The following is a 20,066-nucleotide window of genomic DNA, read 5'->3' on the forward strand; positions in this document are numbered from 1 at the left end:
CCTCTCTTAGTTAAAGCCTTATTTTCGGTTAAACCACTTGCCGAACAGCCGGTCGGCCGTGCGCGGCATGAGCTGATAAAGCTTGATGCCCGCGGCCGCTGTCTTCGGCAAATCCACTTCATCCTTCTTCTTCTCCATGACGCGGATAATCGATTTCACAACATATTCCGGCTTCATCATGAACCAGCTTACGTTTTTAACATAAGCGCCTGAAGGGTCCGCAAGCGAAAAAAACGGCGTATCGATAGGGCCCGGATTGACCGCCGACACCCGGATGCCCTGCTCCCGAAGCTCCATCCGGAGCGAATTCGTAAAGCCGAGCACGGCATGCTTCGTAGCTGTATAGGCCGTGGATTTCGCGGAGCCGATCTTCCCCGCCATGGATGCGATATTGACGATATGACCCGTTTTTCTCTCCAGCATATGAGGAAGCACCGCCTTTGTACAGCGCACAACCCCCATATAATTCGTGTCCATCATATCGTCAAAGCTTTCAATCGGCATTTCCGTAAACGACTCAAACTTGCCGTATCCCGCATTGTTCAGCAAAATATCGATTTTGCCATGCTTGGCAACGGCGGCCTCGACCGTTTGCACGACCCGCTCGTTATCCGTCACGTCCATCTGGTAGACGGAACATTTCCCGCCCAGCGCGGCTGCGATTTCCGAAAGCCTGTCACCATTTCGTCCGGTCAATATAGGTACAGCGCCCCGCTCCGCAAGCTTCGCAGCCGTCAAAGCCCCTATTCCGCTCGACGCCCCCGAGATGAAAACAACCTTGTCCTTTAACATTTTTCATCACCTGTATTCAAGTTTAACTGATTGGTATTACGGACGCAAAAAAAGCTCCCTAAGGAGCCGTTTCTGTGCTAAGATGCGATTAAAACCTGGATGTCGAGCTCGCCGATTCCGTCCATGATCAGTGGAATCGTCAACGCTTTCTGTGCCGAGAAGCCCGCCGACTGCGCGGACTGGATGACCTTCGGCGGCGTAATATCGACCCTGACGCCTTGATTGAACAGCATGGTGCTCGCATTCCCGCTGATCATATTGCCAAGCTCGGAAATGGCGCTGCGCACGATTTCATCGATTTCGGACAGGACATATCCGCCCATCATTGCCGATACCATCTTCAGAGCAACCTGTTCACTAAGCCCGAATACAATGTCGCCGTTCATTTGCCCATTAAGCCCAATTTGAATCCAAATATAATTCTCGACAAATTTGATATCCTTAAGACCCAGTTCTCCGGTTGCAGGGCGTATTTGTACGACTTGTTCGATTACGATTTTTGCGGATTCCAGAAACGGGTTAATATACTCAGCCTTCATAAAGAGGATACGCTCCTTTTCGACAAAATGCGCCCTTGTCATATTTGTTTCCTATTATATCTAATTCAGTAGGACAAGTATACTATAAAAACGAGATATGAACCTTTAGAACTATATCGAATCCAGGAAAATTATGTAGAATTCTGCGAAAACGTGGAGGAGGCCTCTATGCCAAACGTATGGGCTCATTTTATTTTCGGCCAGATTGTACTGGAAGAGCTCGGAGAATCCGGCCTTCTGGAGGTAAACGAGCATAAAAACATGTTTAATATGGGCTGTCAGGGACCCGATTTTTTGTTTTATCACCGTTTTTTTCCTTGGCAGCGCAGCATAGCGATGGTCCGCATGGGTACAGAGATGCATAACAGGCATTGCGGCCCAGTGATGGCGAAGCTGCTGGAGTCCGTCACCGGCCGGAGCGCAGGCCCGGCCGACCCTGATCCTTCCGTTCTATATGCACTCGGATTTTTGCTCCATCATATTTTGGACCGGAATCTGCACCCTTATGTTTTCAGCAAATCGGGTTTCCGGAAGTGGGATCACCAGCGGTTTGAAATTATGATGGATACGCTTCTCGTACGCGAGCTGTGGGGCATCGATACTTGGGACACCCCGGTCTGGCGGTACTTGGAAACGAACGGCGCCTTCCCTCCGGCCATTGTCGACGCATTCATGTCGATAACGGATACCTTTTATCCGGATTTGTCCGGCCTCGTCCTGAAAGAGGATTGGAATCAGGCCAATCGGGATTTTGTGGCGGCGCAGCGCCTGTTCCACGATCCTTCCGGCATCAAGCGCAGGCTGACCTTCGGGAAAATCGAGCCGTTCGTCTACAAACGCGGCTTGATTACTTACGATATTTTAAATGTCGCGGAGAAGCCGTGGATCGATCCGGTCGACCGTTCGGTCGTTCATCACGAAAGCGTCTGGACCCTATGGGACCGTGCGCTCGCCGATGCTCTGGAGGTTGTGCCCGCCGTATTGGCCTGGCTGAGAGCACATGAACACCCGCAGCAGGCGAATGAGGAAAGCAGCCGCATCCCCCAGCTGCGCGAAAAGGCCATTATGCTTATCGGCAACCGCTCCTATGAAACAGGCCTCGACTGCGGCTCCGGCCTCGCGATCCGCTACGCGGATACGATCTGGGAGGACCAGCCTGGCATAACGGAAAACGGCTGAGATTATGTTCAAAAGCTTAATGAGCAAGTTGATGACCCCCGAAGCAACCCTGCAAGCTAGCTGGAAATAGATTCCCATTCGGAGGAGCGCGCATCGCTGGCCGCCCCTCCCTTCTGACAGGAGTTCCATCCCCCGGCCCCAATCTCTCCTTCGTATCAAATAGATTTCCGCTTGGACGAACTTCCCATGGTAGACTAAAACACTTACCTGCGCATGCATCCGTTCATATACTAAAGCACGTCCAATAAATGGAAGTGAGGGGTGGCAGATGGCTGAGCCCAATAACGGTTTCATCCAAGTAAACGGCAATGACATTCAGGTGTACGACGATTCAGAACTTCAGTCCGCGCTAGAGACAATCTACGATCCGGCAACCGGAAAATTAAAACCGGAAGCGTTTCCGCCCGGGTACGGAAATGTTCCAGGCCCGGAAGGCCCGGAAGGTCCTGAAGGGCCGGCGGGGCCTGTGGGGCCGGCAGGACCACAAGGGCCACAGGGACAGGCCGGACCTGCGGGACCGCAAGGTCCCAAAGGCGACACAGGACCGGCAGGACCTCAAGGCCCCCAAGGACTCCAAGGTCCGATAGGACCAGCAGGTCCCCCGGGACCGGCAGGCTCCGACAGCGGCTCCACGCTCCCGGGAGTAGTCTATGTGCTTGAAACGGACCGCTGGGGCATCCAACCCGGCATACCGGCAAAGCCTTACGCAACCATCGATTATACACAGGCCGACGCCAACATCCAAGGCTTTAACAACGCAATCGAATGGGCGGCCGACAACGGATACAGCCAACTGGTCGTGCCAACAGGAGCCTATGCCATCTGCTATCCCCGCACAATCATGATTACGCGCAGCAACTTTACCGTAGATTTTAACGGGGCCACCCTAAAAGTCATCTACGATTCAACCCGCAAATCCCCATTCGATCCCCGTCCCAATGCAACGGATTACTACAATTTTCCCGCCAGAGGACAAGATGGAGTCAGCATTAAGCTGCAAAGCGCTACAAACTCGCACATCAAAAATCTGATCCTGATCGGCTGCAAGGAGGACCGCAGCTTTGACTTTTCCCCCGAAGCCTCGATCGAATGGACATACGGCATTCAAGTCATTCGCGGCTCTTCGTATTGCTCCGTCCGCAATTGCAAGGTGAGCAGCTACATGGGTGACAGCATTTCCTTCGACAGCACCGCCTATTACGATTATGCCGAATTCGGCCTTGGTCTAACGGTTAACGACGTGGACCGCCAGACCGGAGCCTTGATCGCCGCCACAGGCAAAACGCTCGTTTCCCAGCTCCTCACCCTTCCGACGACCGACTATGACAGCTTCCTGGTCGCCGGAGCCGGCTATACGCGCCAAACCGCCATCCTGACAAAAGAAGTGAGCGTATTTTATTACGATGCAAACAACGCATATATCGGACGCTATGAATTCAAAAAAATATATACGCCGATTTCGATCCCGAAAGCCGCAAAAAAATTCAGGCTTCTCTTCCACAACGAAACCGTTACCACCAAAAACATGCAAATCTCACTCAAGTTCGGCCTGACCCCTCATCATAATTTGGTGGAATATTGCGAGGTATACAATCTTCACCGGGGCGGAATTACGCTTGGCGGCAATTACAATACCGTTCAATACTGCAGCTTGCATGACGGGACCGGCGTGCTGGACCGGAAACCGCTGTTCACCGATCCGACCCGCTACGGAATCAATCAGGAGGACTCATACGGGGACAACTGCATCATCCGAAATAACTTGTTCTACAACCTGCATCACGGTATACTGGCAGGCTGCTATACAATTGAAATTCATAACAACCATTTTTATAACCTCGGCGGAATAGGCATTAACCTGTATTCCCTACATGCCGCGTTTGTCAAAGAAAACTATCTATACCGCTGCCAAACGGGTATCGGCTTGATGACGGCCCACCTGCAAAATGCCCATGTCAACATCGAAAACAACACGATCGCTTTTACGAATAATGTCGGACTTGCAGGCGAAGGCTACGACGTCTATTTTCAGCGGAACACGATCATTGACGCAGCAATTTTCACCTTGCCAAACGACGACCGCTTTATTTGCAAAGGCAATAACTTCAGGTGGACGGAAGCTTATTCGGGAGTGCCTGCGATTACGGTGAACAGGGTGGAAGACTGCTCCTTCGAAGGCATGACACAGCAAAGGGACGTTTATTTCAGAGTTTATGAAATCGTGAATACTGTCATGATCAACATGAATGTGCGCATCGAAACGAGAAATCAGAAAACTGCCGCCGAGCAGGTAACCTTCACCGACTGCCGATTCAATAAATGCCTGCTCAATAACCATATCCTTGCGACCAAACAAAGAACCGCCGTTTTAAACAAATGCAAGCTCACGGATACCGTCGTGAAGATCGGCAACATTAACACACCGGGAGAATCTCCGGTCACAAAGCTAATCGACTGTCAATTTCTGAGTACCGCAAACATCTACTTCTTCCAGACCGAATTTAACGCCGGATACGGCTGGATCGAGGTCAACCGCGGCCATTTCGAAATTTCAAACAGCAGCTTCCTGTACTTCCTGACGAATTTATTTAACGTAACGGGCACGAACAGCCTCTTTCTGAAAAATTCCCGTATCGTTTATACGGGCACCGGCAAACTCCCCTTGCTTTATTACAACATTACCAATAAAAAAGCGGTCAAAACGTTTGTGTCCGACCGGAACGTCTTTATTAATATTCAATTGCCGGCCTCCGAAGCAGGCGTATACCTGGATTACGATCCAAACGAGGAAGGCTTGACTCCTCCCGCATCCGGCGAATGGTTTAGAGGCGACACTTACGCTAATGCGGCGCCGGCTGCGGGTGCAAACGTTGGCTGGATCTGCACCGTAACCGGTATCGCGAACGGAGTGGCGTGGTCGGCCTTTACTGCAAAGGCGAAAGGAGACCGCATCAACGCCGGAGGACATGTCTATGAAGCGATCACCGCGGGAACGACAGGCTCGACGACGCCGGCATGGCCGGTTTCCTCAGGAGCCGTCGTTGCCGACGGCAGCGTAACCTGGCAGGAAATCGGCGCCACTGCGGTATTCAGGCCTTACGGCCAAATTTTTTAATCTCCAAGCACCCTTACCGGGTGCTTGTTTTCTGTCCGCGTCTCAAACCGCCTTGCTCGTCTTGCTCCTGCGGAAGCGTAATCGGATCAGACGGAGTCTTTCGTACAGATGGTCGACGGATTTCCCCGTTTGAGTGTCATCCGGCACTCCATATACCTGGTGCAGCACCGGCTTCAAATATTTGTCTCCGACTGCGGCAAGCGCATCCCAAATCAACTGCTGTTCCTCGTCAGGAACCTCCGCGAGCTCGCCTGCCACAAACGATTCGAAATCGTAGCCCTCCTGCTCCATCTGCTCGATGCGCTCCAGCAGCTCGCGGCGCGGCAGCGCGAGCTCCGTTTCAAGCTGACTTAAGCTCACTCCTTGCTGAACGGCCTTTAAAATGTGCTTCTTAGCCTGCTGCTTGTCCATTTGAATTTTGAATTTCGTTTCCTTCTGTTTAAAAAGCCACTGCGTATAGGCAGCGGTATCGAGCCGTTCCGTGACCCATTGCAGCGGAAATTCGGTCATGCGGCTTGCCTGCCCGGTGATCGCGAGCACTTCTTCGGCATATGCGGCATGCTTCGCCGTGCCCCAGCCCGGAATTTGAATCAGCTCCTCCGCCGTCTGCGGAACGAATGCGCTGATCATCCAGAGCATCCTGTTCGTAGCAATCAGGTAAGCGGAGCGCTTCTCAGCCGTGGCTTTCGCCCGGCGCCATTCGCGCAAGGCTTGGAACAGCTCCTGATCGGCATGCAGCTCGCCGTAGCATTGCAGCATCGATTGAAAGCTCCCCGCACCCGTGCGGCGGTCATCCAGCATCCCGTCGATGATCGGCGCATATCCTTCTCCCATAACTTTGGCGATTCCATGCCGGAAAGCCATAATCATCTCCTCCCAGGACGTTCCTTCGAACCAGGTTTGCGGCGCTTCTCCATTCCGGTCCCCCTCCATCCACAAAACGGCCCATACCCCTTGGCGCTCGCAGATAGACAGCTGGGCACTTTCAACCCGCTGTCCTTCCCCCGGCTTCTCGAACGTATTCAAAAAAACGATTTGCATGCTACCCCATCCTCCCATATCATTAAATTTGCGAATGTTGGTACGGAGCGGCCGGGCTCCCGCTGCGGAATCGGCCTTAAAAAAACAAAAAAGCACCCCTTCCGCCATAAGGCAGAAGAGGTGCTTCCTCACGTCCAATCATTCGATTGCTTTCATGCTAACATAAAGGATGGTTTATGACAAGCCTTTTGTTATGTATAATAATCTAAACTAACCAAAGTGGAGGATATCCAGTATGCTGCTGCCTGATTTCGATTTTATGTCCGATAGCACCGAAGAAACGTCTACCCGATTCGTCACCTTCATCGGTCCCAGTCTCAAACGCTTTGATCTAGCCGTCACAGCCACTAACCGGTTTTACGGCAAAAAGCTGGTCACCGATCTCCAATCGGGCAAAACGGCTATCATCGGCCCCGACGACCTCGAAGAAGAAGGTTATTTGGAATTTACGTATAAGCTGTCGGAGGAAGAAGCCGGCGAGCTCCGCCAATTTTTGTATTTTGTTGTAGGAACGGTGCATTTTACCGATTAATCGGGGTACACTGAAACCGTAGTAAATCTACGCATCAGGAGGAGCCTATTCCGATGGATCGCTTTATCAATGAAGAACGCCGGCCGTACACCGATTTGGCAACCGTGGAGTCGCAGCGCAATGAGCTGACTTCGGAGGAATTTCCGGAAGGGCCTTACGGCTCGGGCATGCGGGTGGAGTCGCTCGGCAAAAGCAAGCCGTGGCGGATCGACCAGCGGTCGCAAAAAGCCTATGACTACGAAAATCACATGCTGCATGACGAATTGTCGCGGGATTATGCCGGCGAAGACGATTACGGAGATGGAGATTCCATACCGGAAGTGCTTGACGAGCCTTAACAAAAGAGCCCTTAGCCGCCCGCACCGGCAGCTAAGGGCTCTTTTGTTACTATCAAGCTTTCGGCAGCCGTTAAGCCGGGTTCAGCTCAAGCTCATCCTCTTCCCCACGATTAAAGGCTTCGCGGTCGAATTCGCCCTCCGAATTCGCTACCAGCAGCGCCGTTACCGTTGTGCCTGTCGCGTTGACGGCCGTTCGGCCCATATCGATTAACGATTCAACGGCGACAACGAGCGCGATCCCTTCGAGCGGCAAACCGATGGCCGTCAAAACGACGGTCGTCGAAATCGAGGCCGGTCCCGGCACGCCGGCAACGCCAATGGATGAAATGACGCTTACGAGCACGATCAGCACATAATCCGTAGCCGTCAAGCCGATTCCGTAAACCTGGGCGACGAATACCGAGACGACGGCGGGCCAGATGCCCCCGCAGCCGTTGAAATTCATTGTCGCTCCGAGCGGGGCGACAAAGCTGGCTATTTTCGGAGAAATCCGCAGCCGCTTCGTTATGACCTCCAGGTTAATCGGTAGCGTCGCGAAGCTGCTGCGGGTCGTAAAGGCGACGGCTGCCGTCGGATAGGCTTTTTTGAAAAATTTGAGCGGATTCACCTTCGCAACAAATGAGACGAGACCGCCAAACACAAACACGAAATGCAAAATCAATGCAATATAGCTTACGACGATCAGCATCGCCAGCGGCTCAAGCGTTTCCCAGCCGTAGCGTGCCGCCATTACTGCAATTAACGCATATACGCCGTATGGGGTAAATCGTAAAACGTATTTTACAACCTGATGCATAATTTCCGTTGCCGACTGAATGAAGGCTCTGAAGGGCTGCACCGCGTCCGGCTTTTTCGCCCCTACCTTCACGACCGCTACCGCGATGAATAAAGCAAAGATAAGGATCGGCACGACTCTGCCTTCGGCTGCATCGTTGATCGGATTGGACGGCACCTGATCCAAAATAACCTGGAAGAAACTCGGCACCTCACGCGCTTCGAAATTTTCCGGCTTCGTCATGGCAAAACCCGCACCCGGGTTGATGAAGGAAGCAACGAGCAAACCGATTATTGCGGCAATACCGGTCGTCGCTAAAAACCAGCCGATCGTCTTGATGCTGAGCTTTCGCAAAAATTCTATATTCGTAATGGAAATGATGCTGTTAATGACCAGAACGAAAACGAGCGGGATAACGATCATTCGGATCAAATTAATATAGATCGAACCGACCGTGCCGACTCCCTCCGTCTCAAGCTTAAATGCATTAAAGACGATACCTGCGGCCAGGCCTAAACCTAGTGCGACAAGCACCCTTGTCCCGAAGCCTACCCGTTTCTTCGCCAAGTAATACAAAATTCCGAGCAGTACGGCCGAGACGGCCAGCGAAATCCCGTTCGTCTCGATTGCGGTTAACAAGTTATTTTCCATAATCGTCTGTGCTTCCTTTCCGGCAGATGTCTAAGATGTCTCGCACCTGTATCATCGTAAAATTAACAGTGTTACCTATTTTTTCACATCGTTAGTTGGAATATGCACCCAGTCCCTGACCGGTTAGTACACCTTCTTCAGAAAAGCAAGGCTTGCTTCGAGCGCCTCCTTCAAATGAAGCGTCGCTCCGCGGTAAGGATGCTCGGCGCCAAACGTGTGGTCAGCTCCGTCAATCGTCACGTATGTTTGATCCGGCACCTCTTCCCGCAGCCTTGCGTTGGCGGCGATCAGCCTCTCGTTATCTTTGCTCCCTTGCACGATTAACGCAGGCTGCTTCAGCGTTTTGAACCGGCTCAAAATATGATACCGGTCTCCTCTCGCGCTCACATCGTCCGCAATCACTTGCTGAACCAGCGAAACGTCGTTTGAATTTTTCGCTCCCGCTAGAGGAGCCGCACCGCCGTTCCATACGATAACCGCCTGGATGTCCTCAGGCTGCTCGGCCGCCGCGATAATGCTGCTTGAACCCGCGCGGCTATGCCCGATAACGGCTACCCGTCTTTCGTCCGCTTCTTCGCTTAAGGGCAGCAGACGCTGCTTAATGTGACGCAAAATGACCTCCAAATCGATAAGCTCCTGAGAAATCGTGCTCGCTTCCGCGATCACCCGTTCGGATAACCCCTTCTCCTTGGCGGTTACGCGCGAGAAGCTGAAGCTGACCGCGTAAAAGCCTGCTGCAGCCAAGCTGTCCGTCACCTCGGGCCAAAACCCCCAATCCCTTGAGCCTCTGAATCCGTGCACAGCGACAATTACCGGTTTGGGCGAACCGTCCTGTACAGCTTTCACATTCCCGTGCAGGGAGAGCTGCTCGTTCAGTCTGATATCAAACGGTTCGGAAACGATCGTTTTTTCGGACATTCCAATCACTCCAATCTAAGGATTTAACGTTACCCGGCGTCTTGCCGGCTGTGGATGCAAAAAAACGGAGGCTCCCTGTGAGATAGGGCACCTCCGTTTGTACGGTCGCATGCACGGCATAATACGTTAACAACATATACTTCATAACTCTTATCAGAATACTTGGATATAATCCATTATGACCTGCAGAGCTTCTGATTGTCAACCCTAATCACAAAGCAACTCCTGCCCTTTGCGGAAAGGATTACGTGTTTATGATCTCGTATTTCGGCTTGACGTTGTTAAAATCCGGATTTTCTCCGCTTACCATCAGCCCCATGCCCCAATCGAAATGCACCTGCTCGGTAGGAGGATCGGACGGGTCGCGGTACTGGAACAGAACATTTCTGCGCGTCCGTCCGCTGCGGTTCACGTCGGAGCCGTGGATCGTCAAATAATTGAAAAAAAGCACGTCTCCGGCCTGCGCAGGGCAAGGCGTTCCCGAAGAAATCGGATGCTCCTTATGGTTCAAATAATGCCTGCCGACATGCGGGATCGGTCCTTCCTTATGGGAGCCCGGCACGACGCAAAGGCAGCCGTTCTCCATGTCCGCATCATCGAGATGGACGCTTGCAGCAAGCATGGAATGGTCTCGATGCGGAAAGTACGGGTAGTCCTGGTGCATCGGAAATGCCGCTCCGTTAGACGGAGGTTTGACGAGCATCTTCGAATGGTGCAGTTGCACGTTGGGGCCGATCAGCCCCTGAAGCACCGTCGCCATATTCGGATGAACGACCGCCCGCATAAATGCCGCATCATGATAATGAACGTCATGGAATCCCTTCAGCACCAGCTTCTTCAACTGCTCCGGCGGCAGAAAATCCCCCTGCCAGGCATGATTGTCATGCGCTTCGGCGCGGGCCGCGCGTTCGATGATTCCCTCGACGGCCGTGCGCATTTGTTCGACTTCCTCCCTGTTGAATACTCCCTTTACAAGCAAATAGCCATTTTCTTTGTAAAATTGCACATCCGATTGATTGATCATCTACATTTCCCTTCTCGCATATTAGCGGTTAATGTAGTTTAATTATAGATAATCATAGGGATTATTGTATTTGCACCCAGCTGACATGGTTTTGCAAAATGACGCCATAAGGGGGAACATTTTATGTTTCAGTGGTCGGAAAGCGAAATGCGGTTAAACCGCTACGCGCGTTTGCTGGCGGGGGATGAGTTAACGTTTCATGTGCATTATTGGGGAGTCGTCCGGCATCTTCCGGCTAACGTGCCGCACCGGCATTCGTTCTACGAGCATTGCTATGTCGCTGGTGGAAGAGGAACTTATATCGATGGGGACAGAACGTATCTTTTACATGAAGGCGCGGTGTTCTGTTCGCGGCCGGACGTCATGCATCAGATACGGGACGTTGAGCAGCTGGATTTGCTGTACGTCGCATTCGAGCCTGACGAGAAGCTTTCGGACGGCACCGCCTTTGCCGAATTCACGAATGCCGTGAACGGCGGCAGCGTTTGGCTTGAGGGACAATCCGGCTCCCCGCACATACAGCTATGGAGCTCCATATGCGTGCCGGTATCGGGGGCAGGCGCGCTTCCCGTAACGCTGCTGCCGCAGCTGGCTCATGGTCTGCTATGCTCGCTGCCCGCCCTTCTCGGGACAGCCGGGCAAACGAAGCAGCCCCGCCCTTCCTCGGACGCCTCGCTGCTAATCCACCGGGCCAAGCTGTATATCCGGGACAATCTGGCCAGCAAGCTGACGCTTGCCGAGGTCGCCGGCTATATCAACGTATCCGAGCGGCATATGTCGCGGCTGTTTGCCGGCAACATTTTGGAGAGCTTCTCGGCGCTCGTGCGGCACGAGCGGCTCCGGGCCGCCGAACGCCTGCTCATCCAGTCGCAGGCCCCGATCAAGGAAATAGCCGAGCTATGCGGCTTCTCCTCGGTTCATTATTTCACGCGGCTTTTCGCCGAAGCGAAGGGAATCCCGCCGGCAGCTTACCGTGCGGCTGTCCAGCTGCAGCGGCAGAAATAACGGAAAGTGTCTTACAGCTCGTGGACGGTAACCTCGCTGCGCACCATAAACCGCGCATTAAAGCCGGCTTGTCCGATTCCTTTGGAAATATAAAAAACGCCCTGCTCCGTTTCATGCATGCCTTTGTATATGCCATGGGCCGGCAGCGGACCTTTGGGCTTAAACTTGAAAAAAAACGGCACGTTCAGCTGCTTGCCGTGCAGGTGGCCGGCCATCAAATAATGATACGGCCGTTTAATCTTAAGAACCACGTTAGGGTCATGCGTAATGACGATGACAGGCTCGTTTCCGTCCACATGCTCAAACGCAGGGCCGACCCGGCTGTGCCGGGTCGAGTCATCGTCGATGCCTACCAGCACGAAGTCGGCGCAAACGACGGATTCATTGCGCAGCAGCCGGATGCCGTGCATCTCAAACAAATCCAGCAGCCTCTGAAGGCGCGGAAGCTCGTAATCGTGATTGCCAAGCACCGCGTAAGCAGGCACGCCGCTGTCCGCTATCACTTTCAAATACCTCTCAACCTTCGGCAGACAGCTCTCCTTGCGCGTAAAATCTCCGGTTAACATAATATAATCCGGCTTCTCGGCGGAAATGAGCTTCACGATGCGCGATGCGCGAATTCTCAACTTATCTGCATGCAAATCGCTGATTTGCAGTATTTTTTTATGTATGCCCGCATCATATCGTACCCGTTCGGTCTTCAGCCATTGAGTCGGGAGAATCAGCAGTAAATAAAATAGGATAAAGCATGCACAAACGGCGACTGTATACAAAGAACATCCCCCCTATACCCCTTCATATCGTAAATACTATACGAATAAGTATAGAGCAAGAAGATATGAAACCTCAACATGCCGCAAACGGACCTCAATAACGAAAAAATAGAGCTTACATCATCGTAAGCTCTTTCCGAATATGTATGCAGAAATCCGGTATTATAAGTATATTCTCATCTTTTTTATCCAATAACATACAATAGAGGGAACTTAAAAGGTTTCGCAATTGAGAATTATTCGTTATAATAGAGGCTAGTCTACAACGATGTGATAACGGAGGAGTTTGCTATGATCGGAGAACGTATTAAGATACTGCGCAAAAGAAACGGCTTATCACTCACCGAACTCTCTCAACGGGCAGGCGTGGCTAAATCTTACTTAAGCTCCATTGAACGGGGGCTCCAACAAAATCCTTCGATTCAATTTCTTGAAAAAGTAGGCGCTGTCCTAAAAGTTACCGTTGAAGATTTTCTGAACCAAGACGAAGCCGAACCTAAAACCGATCAATTAGATCAAGAATGGGCAGATTTGGTAAGAGAGGCGATGGCCTCCGGTGTCAGCAAGGATCAGTTTAAAGAATTTTTGGAATTCAACAAGTGGAAGATTAAGCGCGAATAGCGCTTTTTTTAACGTCAGACCGCCGTCTCCCGGTTGTCCGGCTTCCCACTTTCCTGAAGGCACAGAAGAACTTTACGCACATCTTCCTTCGAGAAGCCCATTGCGCGCGCGTTTTTCATCAAGGCGACCCATTCCAAATCCAAGTCCTGATAATCCTCTGAATTCACAAGTACCATAATCCTATGTCCCCCATTCATTATTGGGACGGTTGCACCACTGACTCCATGCGTTTTAAGGTGCCCAGATACTAAACGCACTTCAACGTCTCCCATTTACTGGTTCGATAACTATCATATTTGTATTATAAATCAGCTCTTTTGCGCATGTTGTCGCTTCGTGTCTCAAAATTTAGCGACTTTGTCACATTTTTTGTCGAATAATTTGTCGAAAAAATTGAAGAGCTGTTAAAAGAAGAGATTTCAGGGACTAGCTGGAGCTAGTTCGGAACAACTAGACACGGATGCTAGCTGGTCGCGAACAGCTCCTCGTGCTCATAACCGTTCGGGTTCGAATACTGCCAGCGCCACGAATCCCTGCACATCTCTTCGATGCCTCGGACCGCCCTCCAGCCCAGCACCTCGTTCGCCTTCGTCGTATCCGCATAGCAAATCGCAATATCCCCGGGACGCCTGTCGACGATCGCATAAGGAATGCTACGGCCGGATGCCTCCTCGAATGCGGCGATCATTTCAAGCACGCTGTAGCCGCGCCCCGTTCCCAGATTAAAAATGTCCACGCCCGTTTTTCCGAGCACCCTCTCCAGCGCACGCAAATGCCCTTTTGCCAAATCGACGACGTGAATATAATCTCTGACGCCCGTTCCGTCCGCCGTCGGGTAATCGCCGCCAAAAACGTTTACCTGCTTCAGCTTTTGAACCGCGACCTGCGAAATATACGGCAGAAGATTATTCGGAATGCCGCTTGGATTCTCGCCGATCAGTCCGCTCTCATGAGCGCCGATCGGATTGAAGTAACGGAGGATGGAAACGCCCCACCTGTCATCCGCAGCCGCTACATCCTGCAGCACCTGCTCCAGCATCAGCTTCGTTTGGCCGTAAGGATTTGTCGCGGACAGCGGAAAGTGCTCCGGAATCGGCACCTGCTCCGGAAGCCCGTACACGGTCGCCGAGGAGCTGAATACCAGCTTATGTACGTCATGCTTTTTCATCGCTTCGCACAATTGGAAGGTGCTCATCAGGTTCGTATGGTAATAAGTAAGGGGCAGCTTCACGGATTCCCCTACCGCCTTCAGACCTGCGAAATGGATGACGGCTTCAATTTTGTGATTGGAAAAGATGCTGTCAAGCGCTTCGCGGTCAAGCAAATCCGCCTCATAGAAGGCAAACTCCTTTTTCGTAATGCCGGCCACCCGCTGCAGGGCAACCTGGCTGCTGTTCGACAGATTATCCACGACTACAATTTCATAGCCCGCTTCCAGAAGCTCGACGCAGGTGTGGCTTCCGATATATCCCGCTCCGCCGGTAATTAGAATCGCCATTTGAAAAATCCCCTTCCTGATCCATGTAATATTTTTTTACTTATGTCCTCCCGCCTCGGTAGCTCTTCCCTGCCGTTGAAGCCTGCTTAGCAGCATTCGCGCATGGGGCAGCCTCTCCAGCAAACCTTTAAACGTCGTCCACAGATAAGAAAATTCATCCGTTCTATGGAAGAGAGCAATATACAACAGATTCACCATAAGCAAGCAAATGACGGCTTTGAGCCCTAACCAGATGAAGGTGCCGGACGGAATGAAGGAATATACGGCGCCTACGGCGAAGCAGGCTCCCGTTCCGACAGCCGCGTAATAGACATAGCTTGTAAAATAGCGGTGCAAAGGCTGCCGAAACACCTTCCGGTACACCAAATACGGGGTCGTCCAGAAAGGTACGGCCAAAGCGCTGACGAGCGAGCCGACGAAGATCCCTGTAATGCCCATGTGCTTGACGAGCAGAAGGGAGAGGCCCAGATTAATCGCCGCTTGGCAAAGCGGTGCAAAGCGGTCTTCATGAAAAATCCCCGCCGTATTTTTGACCGTTGTGATCGAGTTCCGCATTCCCCTTTCATAGAATGTAATAACCGAAACAAGCAGCACAGCCTGCCCCATCAGAAACGGCTCCCCGATCCACAGCTTGATGAACGGCTGGACCAGCAAATACAGCAGAACCGCAAAAAGCGAATACAGCCAAAAATTTAAAAGCATCGTAACCCGGTAAATTCGGTATACGGTTTCCGCGTTTTCCTTGGCGACGAGATTGCCCACGCTGTGGTACATGCTGGTGAACACCTGATTAACGAACGTGCGGCAAATGTCGATCAGCATTTTGTAATTGGAATACAAGCCGACGGCGGCGACGCTGATAAACGAGGAAATGAGAATGCTGTCCACGCCGAATATAAAATACGTCCCGATATTTTGGAGCATGATCGCTTTCATATTTTTAATAAAGGTTGCTTTCGTTTCGGCGTCGATCTTATGGCTTGTTTTCTGCTTCAGGAACGGATACATTCTGTCTACAACCGCCGCCAGGATGATCGATGTAGATATCGTAATGACGCTTTCTACGACGAGAAACAAAATGTAATTTTCGGTGAAGTAGATGATCGCGATCTTTACCAAGGTGGAGACGATCGAGGACGCCGAAAACACTGCGGTGACGATATAATTTTTTTGATTGACGTTCAGGAAAGAGTGCTTGTAAACGAACAGGTAAGGCGCCGCCGTATTGATCAAAAACATAAAGTAGATCAGGGTCAGATGCTCCACGCTCGTATCCTTGACAAATGTGTCCAGGAAAGGCAGCAGCCCGAGCCCCAGCAGCATGACGATGCCGGCGATAACCATATACGATTTCTTGTACAGCTGCATGAGCGCCTGAATTTTGGGCACATCGTGATCGGCAACGGGCTTATACAAATTGTAAATAATGCTGGAGCCGATGCCGGCTTCCGCCAGCGACAGCATAGCCAGAATACTTGTAAACAGCGCGTTGACGCCCAAATAATCAATGCCAAGGCTGTTGATAAATACGGTTCTCGATATGAAGCTGAGTACAGTAATGATCAGCTGGTTGCCTAGCCCGGCCGTCATATTCAACAACGTATGCTTCGTTCTCATGTTAAGACCTGCCGGCTTGCGCCATGCTGATCAACCGCCTCCTGGCCGGTCAGCTTCTTATAGCGTTCGCTCATGCGTATTCCGAAGCCCTGCGAAAACGGGAGAATATTGAATTGAACGGAATAGACTCCAATATCCTTCGTATCCCCTTGGGAAAAATCGATCGCCCCGTCACGCCGCGTCACCTGCCTCAAATACCCGATAGCTTTGTTAACGCCCTCAAGGCACGGCTTCGTCAGCGGCTCGATCTGGGCCGCATTGACCAGAAACCAGCTTAAGGTCGCAGCCGCGGAAGAATCGTGACGGCTTTCTGACCGCGTCACCGTCCAGTTCCAGCTGCCGTTAGCTTGCTGGCAGTCTAAAACCGCTTGTGTGAATTTGACAACAATTTGCTCCAAAACGGATTTATACGCATGATTACGAGGCAGCTCGTTCCAGCTGTCGATCAAGCCGATTGCAAACCAGCCGAGCCCTCTCCCCCAGCCGTACAAGCCGAGCGGCGCTTTATCCTCCAGCTTGTAAGCATGGCAAGGAATGAAGTGGGTTGCCGACATCCCGTATTTCTCATACTCCCTGATCTGCTTCACAGCCAGCTCGATACATTCCGGTTTATTGTATTTGTAGCCGTACGACACCAGAAACGGGCAGATGAAGCCGATCGTATCCACGTAGCGGTACCTTGACATGTACTTCCGGTATTGAACGGTTCCATCCTCGCCGATATGCTCTTTAATCAACTGCCAGCAATAATCTAGTGCCGGCTTATATGTATCTGCCGCGATAAACTCCAGCTTCATCAGAGCATAAGCCAATATAACGGCATCTACATGCTCCGGCTTCGTTTTCCACTGGCCATTGTTGTCGAAATTGCGGTTCAAGAAATTTTGAAAGGCCGATTTGACGTCCTGGTCGTCGTTATCCTTCAAATATTCGGCCAATCCGAGCAGCAAAGCCGCTTGCTGCCAATGCTGAATCGCATCCTTGGAGTAATTGCCTCTAATCATATCCAGAAAGACAAGCCTCGTATTGTCGGTGACTTTGATTTTAGGAGTCCGTTCCAGCCACTTGACACCCCTGGCCGTAATCTCACGGCTCCAGTCGGACAGCCCGTCGTATCTTCCGATCCGTATTCTTTTTTGCCAGTCGTTCAGTTGGGGCATGATGTCGATAAGCGCTGCCAGCAAGCCCAAACCTAGCAATCCGTAGCTTATGAGTTCCAGAATCATAGCATTGACTCCCCTAGCATCAGCTGATTAATTGGTAAAACTTTTCGACCTCGGCTTCCGTTCCGAGAGGTTCGGCTGCGAGCTGTTCGGAGAACGTATTCATCAGGCCGGGTTCGTTAAGCAATCTCTTGATGCCTTCCGCAATCCCCTCCGGATTCATGGCTACGATCAAGCCGTTCCGCTCATGGTCGATCTGGTCTTTGGCGGTCGGGAAATTCGTGACGACGATCGGCTTCCGCAATATTTTCGCTTCGTCAACCGCAATCGATTTGCCTTCCAAACGGGAAGGCTGCACATAAATATCGGCATTTTCGATGAACGGATAAGGATTTTCGGTGACGCCTAATAATAGAAAACGATCGGTTAAGCCGTGTTCCTCGATTAACGCCTTGCATTCCCGCGTTTCTTTTTCGCTTCCCAAGCCTAGTACCTTCCAAATGACCGGATATCCCTCTCGGGCGAGCAGCTTGCAGGCCAAGACGGCAAAATCAATCCCTTTCACATAGTTCAACCTGGCAACCGTCGTGATGTTGATGCATGACCGGTCGTTATTCATTGCCGCTTGTAACGGGCGCTTCGCTAACTGCCGGATCATCGGGGGAGATACGATATTATAAAGCACTTTGATTTTTTCCTTCTGCGATTGAAAATTATCCTGCAAAGCTTTGGCGCATTCATCGGATACGGTAACGATGTGATCCAGCTTTTGAAAGTAAGGCTCGTCGATGACCGGGTCCATGCCCAAATTCGTATAATTGGTATGAATCCACCCCAGCTTCTTATCCGCCATCACTTTATCCACGATAAAATAGATAGGGTTTTTCTCCAAAAAACCGACGGCGACGTCATATTTTTTTTCAAGCTTGCCGATCGATTTGGAAATGTATTTCCATACCCGCTGCTCGCATCTTGCCGCATTTTTCTCGATCCTCATAAGAGCTCCAAGCTGAAGCCTGGCCGTCATGCTTGCGATTTCCCCTTTTTGCAGGCACTGCGTCAGCGCCGCTTTAAAGGGCATATCAAAATATTTATAATTTTCCGGTGCTTCCAGCAAGTTCGTTTCTTCCGGAATGTTGGCCATAAACAGCCCCTCGTGCTTAAACAAAAACAAATCAACCTCGTAGGCCGAGTAATCCAACGTTTGCAAAAACGAGATTAATGACTTCTCCGCGCCGCCGCATGTCATGCTGTTCATGACAAAAAGCAATTTCTTCTTCACGGTACATCACCTACAAGCGAATATAGTTTGTTGATTTCCTGCTCCGTCCCCAGCTTTTCGCCGGCCAGGTTGGCGGTCAGCCTGTTTCTCAGTCCGTCGTCCGAAATCAGCCTTCCGATCCCTTCGGCGACCGCGGCAGCGCTCATCTCGACGATCAGCCCGTTATAGCCGTCCGTAATCTGATCCTTCGCGGTGCTGAAATTGGTTACGACGATCGGTTTATTTAATATTTTCGCTTCGTCGATCGCAATCGATTTGCCTTCGAATTTGGACGGTTGCGCATAAATATGCGCTTGTTTGATATACGGATACGGATTAGCTTTGAGCCCCAGCAGAATAAACCGGTCCTCCAGCCGGTATTTGGCGATAAGCTGCGAAAGCCGGCTTCTCTCTTCTCCTTCGCCGATGACGTACCAGCGCACGTTATGCTTTTGCCGCACAAGCCTGTCGCAAGCTTCTATCGCGAGCTCAAAGCCTTTCTGGTAGTGCAGCCGGCCGATGGAAAGAATGACCGTTTCATCCGGTTTCCGGCCGTAAACATCCCGTTCTCCGTGTTCGACCATCTGATTGATCATTCGCGGGGAAACGATATTGTAAATAACGTCCACCTTGTCCCGCTGTTCCGGGAACCTTCTTTTCAAAATGCTGGCGCATTCCTCCGACACCGTTACAATATGGTCAAGCTCGCTGAAATATTTGATATCGAAGTCAGGATCCATGCCCAGCTTGTCGTAATCGATATGTACCCAGCCGATCTTCTTGTCCGCATTCACTTTATCGACGCAAAAATAAGTGGCCGTTTTCTCCAGAAAGCCGATTGCCGCATCGTACTTCTTATCGAGCTTCTCCAGCGAGCTGGATAAATGCTTCCAATTATATTGCTCCGTTATCGAAATATCTCTGCCCCTGACATTGCGGAATGCAAACATGAACCGGTTGTACACCAGGGACATCCGGTTGGCTGCCGCAAGGCGCCTGACCGACTCCGCAAACGGCAGCGTAAACAGCTTATACGTCTCGGGAAGGGATATCACGTTGACCTCTTTAGGCAAAAAATCCATAAAAATCCCCTCGTGGTTAAACAAAAACAGATCGACGTTATATTGCTCGTAATCGATTTGCGATAATAAATTAACGAGGCTTTTTTCCCCGCCTCCGGCCGCCAGGCCGGGCATAACAAACAGCAGATTTTTTTTCATAAGG

Annotated in this window: 19 protein-coding genes and 1 riboswitch; of the genes, 6 read left to right on the top strand and 13 right to left on the bottom strand. The window is 51.3% G+C overall.

All coding sequences use genetic code 11. The features are described 5' to 3' along the window. Nucleotides 1–18: 18 nt before the first annotated feature. Both KP806_RS09980 and KP806_RS09985 read right to left on the bottom strand, forming a co-directional pair. Complete coding sequence (locus KP806_RS09980; RefSeq protein ID WP_224723436.1) at nt 19–792, bottom strand: SDR family NAD(P)-dependent oxidoreductase; 774 nt, start codon at nt 790–792, stop codon at nt 19–21. Between the two features lie 77 nt (nt 793–869). Then, nucleotides 870–1,331 (bottom strand): chemotaxis protein CheX, encoded by a 462-nt coding sequence (locus KP806_RS09985; protein ID WP_224723437.1) that lies wholly within the window; start codon nt 1,329–1,331, stop codon nt 870–872. Nucleotides 1,332–1,499: 168 nt separating this feature from the next. Between KP806_RS09985 and KP806_RS09990 the strand changes: the two genes are divergently transcribed. Further along, nucleotides 1,500–2,510: a zinc dependent phospholipase C family protein gene (locus KP806_RS09990; protein WP_224723438.1), complete on the top strand. Its 1,011-nt coding sequence runs from the start codon at nt 1,500–1,502 to the stop codon at nt 2,508–2,510. A 268-nt stretch (nt 2,511–2,778) separates the two neighbouring features. Next, the gene (locus KP806_RS27780) at nt 2,779–5,625 is read left to right on the top strand and encodes a right-handed parallel beta-helix repeat-containing protein (protein WP_318153548.1); all 2,847 of its coding nucleotides are present in this window, start codon (nt 2,779–2,781) and stop codon (nt 5,623–5,625) included. Between the two features lie 42 nt (nt 5,626–5,667). Here the strand turns inward: KP806_RS27780 and KP806_RS10005 are convergent, their stop codons facing one another. Further along, nucleotides 5,668–6,666: an HRDC domain-containing protein gene (locus KP806_RS10005; RefSeq protein ID WP_224723439.1), complete on the bottom strand. Its 999-nt coding sequence runs from the start codon at nt 6,664–6,666 to the stop codon at nt 5,668–5,670. A 235-nt stretch (nt 6,667–6,901) separates the two neighbouring features. On the opposite strand from KP806_RS10005, the gene KP806_RS10010 reads away from it, so the two are divergent. Continuing rightward, nucleotides 6,902–7,198, top strand: a complete 297-nt coding sequence (locus KP806_RS10010) for a DUF3055 domain-containing protein (protein ID WP_224723440.1) — start codon at nt 6,902–6,904, stop codon at nt 7,196–7,198. Nucleotides 7,199–7,251: 53 nt separating this feature from the next. After that, nucleotides 7,252–7,536 (top strand): hypothetical protein, encoded by a 285-nt coding sequence (locus KP806_RS10015; protein ID WP_224723441.1) that lies wholly within the window; start codon nt 7,252–7,254, stop codon nt 7,534–7,536. A 70-nt stretch (nt 7,537–7,606) separates the two neighbouring features. On the opposite strand, the gene KP806_RS10020 is transcribed toward KP806_RS10015, so the two are convergent. The 3 genes from KP806_RS10020 to KP806_RS10030 all read right to left on the bottom strand — a co-directional run bounded on the left by KP806_RS10020 (nt 7,607) and on the right by KP806_RS10030 (nt 10,904). Beyond that, entirely contained in the window at nt 7,607–8,962 is a 1,356-nt protein-coding gene (locus tag KP806_RS10020; protein WP_224723442.1) for a dicarboxylate/amino acid:cation symporter, read from the bottom strand. Nucleotides 8,963–9,085: 123 nt separating this feature from the next. Beyond that, nucleotides 9,086–9,880 carry an alpha/beta hydrolase family protein gene (locus tag KP806_RS10025; RefSeq protein ID WP_224723443.1) on the bottom strand — a complete coding sequence of 265 codons (795 nt, stop codon included), beginning with the start codon at nt 9,878–9,880 and terminating at the stop codon, nt 9,086–9,088. A 244-nt stretch (nt 9,881–10,124) separates the two neighbouring features. Beyond that, the gene (locus tag KP806_RS10030; RefSeq protein ID WP_224723444.1) at nt 10,125–10,904 is read right to left on the bottom strand and encodes a phytanoyl-CoA dioxygenase family protein; all 780 of its coding nucleotides are present in this window, start codon (nt 10,902–10,904) and stop codon (nt 10,125–10,127) included. A gap of 123 nt (nt 10,905–11,027) precedes the next feature. Here KP806_RS10030 and KP806_RS10035 point away from each other — a divergent pair, with 123 nt between their 5' ends. After that, nucleotides 11,028–11,909, top strand: a complete 882-nt coding sequence (locus tag KP806_RS10035; RefSeq protein ID WP_224723445.1) for an AraC family transcriptional regulator — start codon at nt 11,028–11,030, stop codon at nt 11,907–11,909. Between the two features lie 11 nt (nt 11,910–11,920). Here the strand turns inward: KP806_RS10035 and KP806_RS10040 are convergent, their stop codons facing one another. Then, nucleotides 11,921–12,682, bottom strand: a complete 762-nt coding sequence (locus KP806_RS10040; protein WP_224723446.1) for a metallophosphoesterase — start codon at nt 12,680–12,682, stop codon at nt 11,921–11,923. Nucleotides 12,683–12,973: 291 nt separating this feature from the next. Here KP806_RS10040 and KP806_RS10045 point away from each other — a divergent pair, with 291 nt between their 5' ends. Further along, entirely contained in the window at nt 12,974–13,303 is a 330-nt protein-coding gene (locus KP806_RS10045) for a helix-turn-helix domain-containing protein (RefSeq protein ID WP_224723447.1), read from the top strand. A 14-nt stretch (nt 13,304–13,317) separates the two neighbouring features. On the opposite strand, the gene KP806_RS10050 is transcribed toward KP806_RS10045, so the two are convergent. From KP806_RS10050 to KP806_RS10075, 6 genes are all read right to left on the bottom strand, one after another. Beyond that, nucleotides 13,318–13,479 (bottom strand): anti-repressor SinI family protein, encoded by a 162-nt coding sequence (locus KP806_RS10050; RefSeq protein ID WP_224723448.1) that lies wholly within the window; start codon nt 13,477–13,479, stop codon nt 13,318–13,320. 17 nt (nt 13,480–13,496) lie between these two features. Further along, a riboswitch (cyclic di-GMP riboswitch) is annotated at nt 13,497–13,581 on the bottom strand. 185 nt (nt 13,582–13,766) lie between these two features. Further along, complete coding sequence (galE, locus tag KP806_RS10055) at nt 13,767–14,801, bottom strand: UDP-glucose 4-epimerase GalE (RefSeq protein ID WP_224723449.1); 1,035 nt, start codon at nt 14,799–14,801, stop codon at nt 13,767–13,769. Between the two features lie 36 nt (nt 14,802–14,837). Continuing rightward, the gene (locus KP806_RS10060; RefSeq protein WP_224723450.1) at nt 14,838–16,418 is read right to left on the bottom strand and encodes a lipopolysaccharide biosynthesis protein; all 1,581 of its coding nucleotides are present in this window, start codon (nt 16,416–16,418) and stop codon (nt 14,838–14,840) included. Further along, a complete protein-coding gene (locus KP806_RS10065; protein WP_224723451.1) occupies nt 16,415–17,644 on the bottom strand; it encodes a glycoside hydrolase family 88 protein in 1,230 nt (409 codons plus the stop codon). The genes KP806_RS10060 and KP806_RS10065 overlap by 4 nt, the downstream gene beginning before the upstream one ends. 19 nt (nt 17,645–17,663) lie before the next feature. After that, nucleotides 17,664–18,863 carry a glycosyltransferase gene (locus KP806_RS10070; RefSeq protein ID WP_224723452.1) on the bottom strand — a complete coding sequence of 400 codons (1,200 nt, stop codon included), beginning with the start codon at nt 18,861–18,863 and terminating at the stop codon, nt 17,664–17,666. After that, nucleotides 18,860–20,062, bottom strand: a complete 1,203-nt coding sequence (locus tag KP806_RS10075) for a glycosyltransferase (protein ID WP_224723453.1) — start codon at nt 20,060–20,062, stop codon at nt 18,860–18,862. Before KP806_RS10075 ends, KP806_RS10070 begins: the two co-directional genes overlap by 4 nt. Nucleotides 20,063–20,066: the final 4 nt, after the last annotated feature.

The organism is Paenibacillus vietnamensis, assembly GCF_020169515.1.
GTDB lineage: Bacteria > Bacillota > Bacilli > Paenibacillales > Paenibacillaceae > Pristimantibacillus > Pristimantibacillus vietnamensis.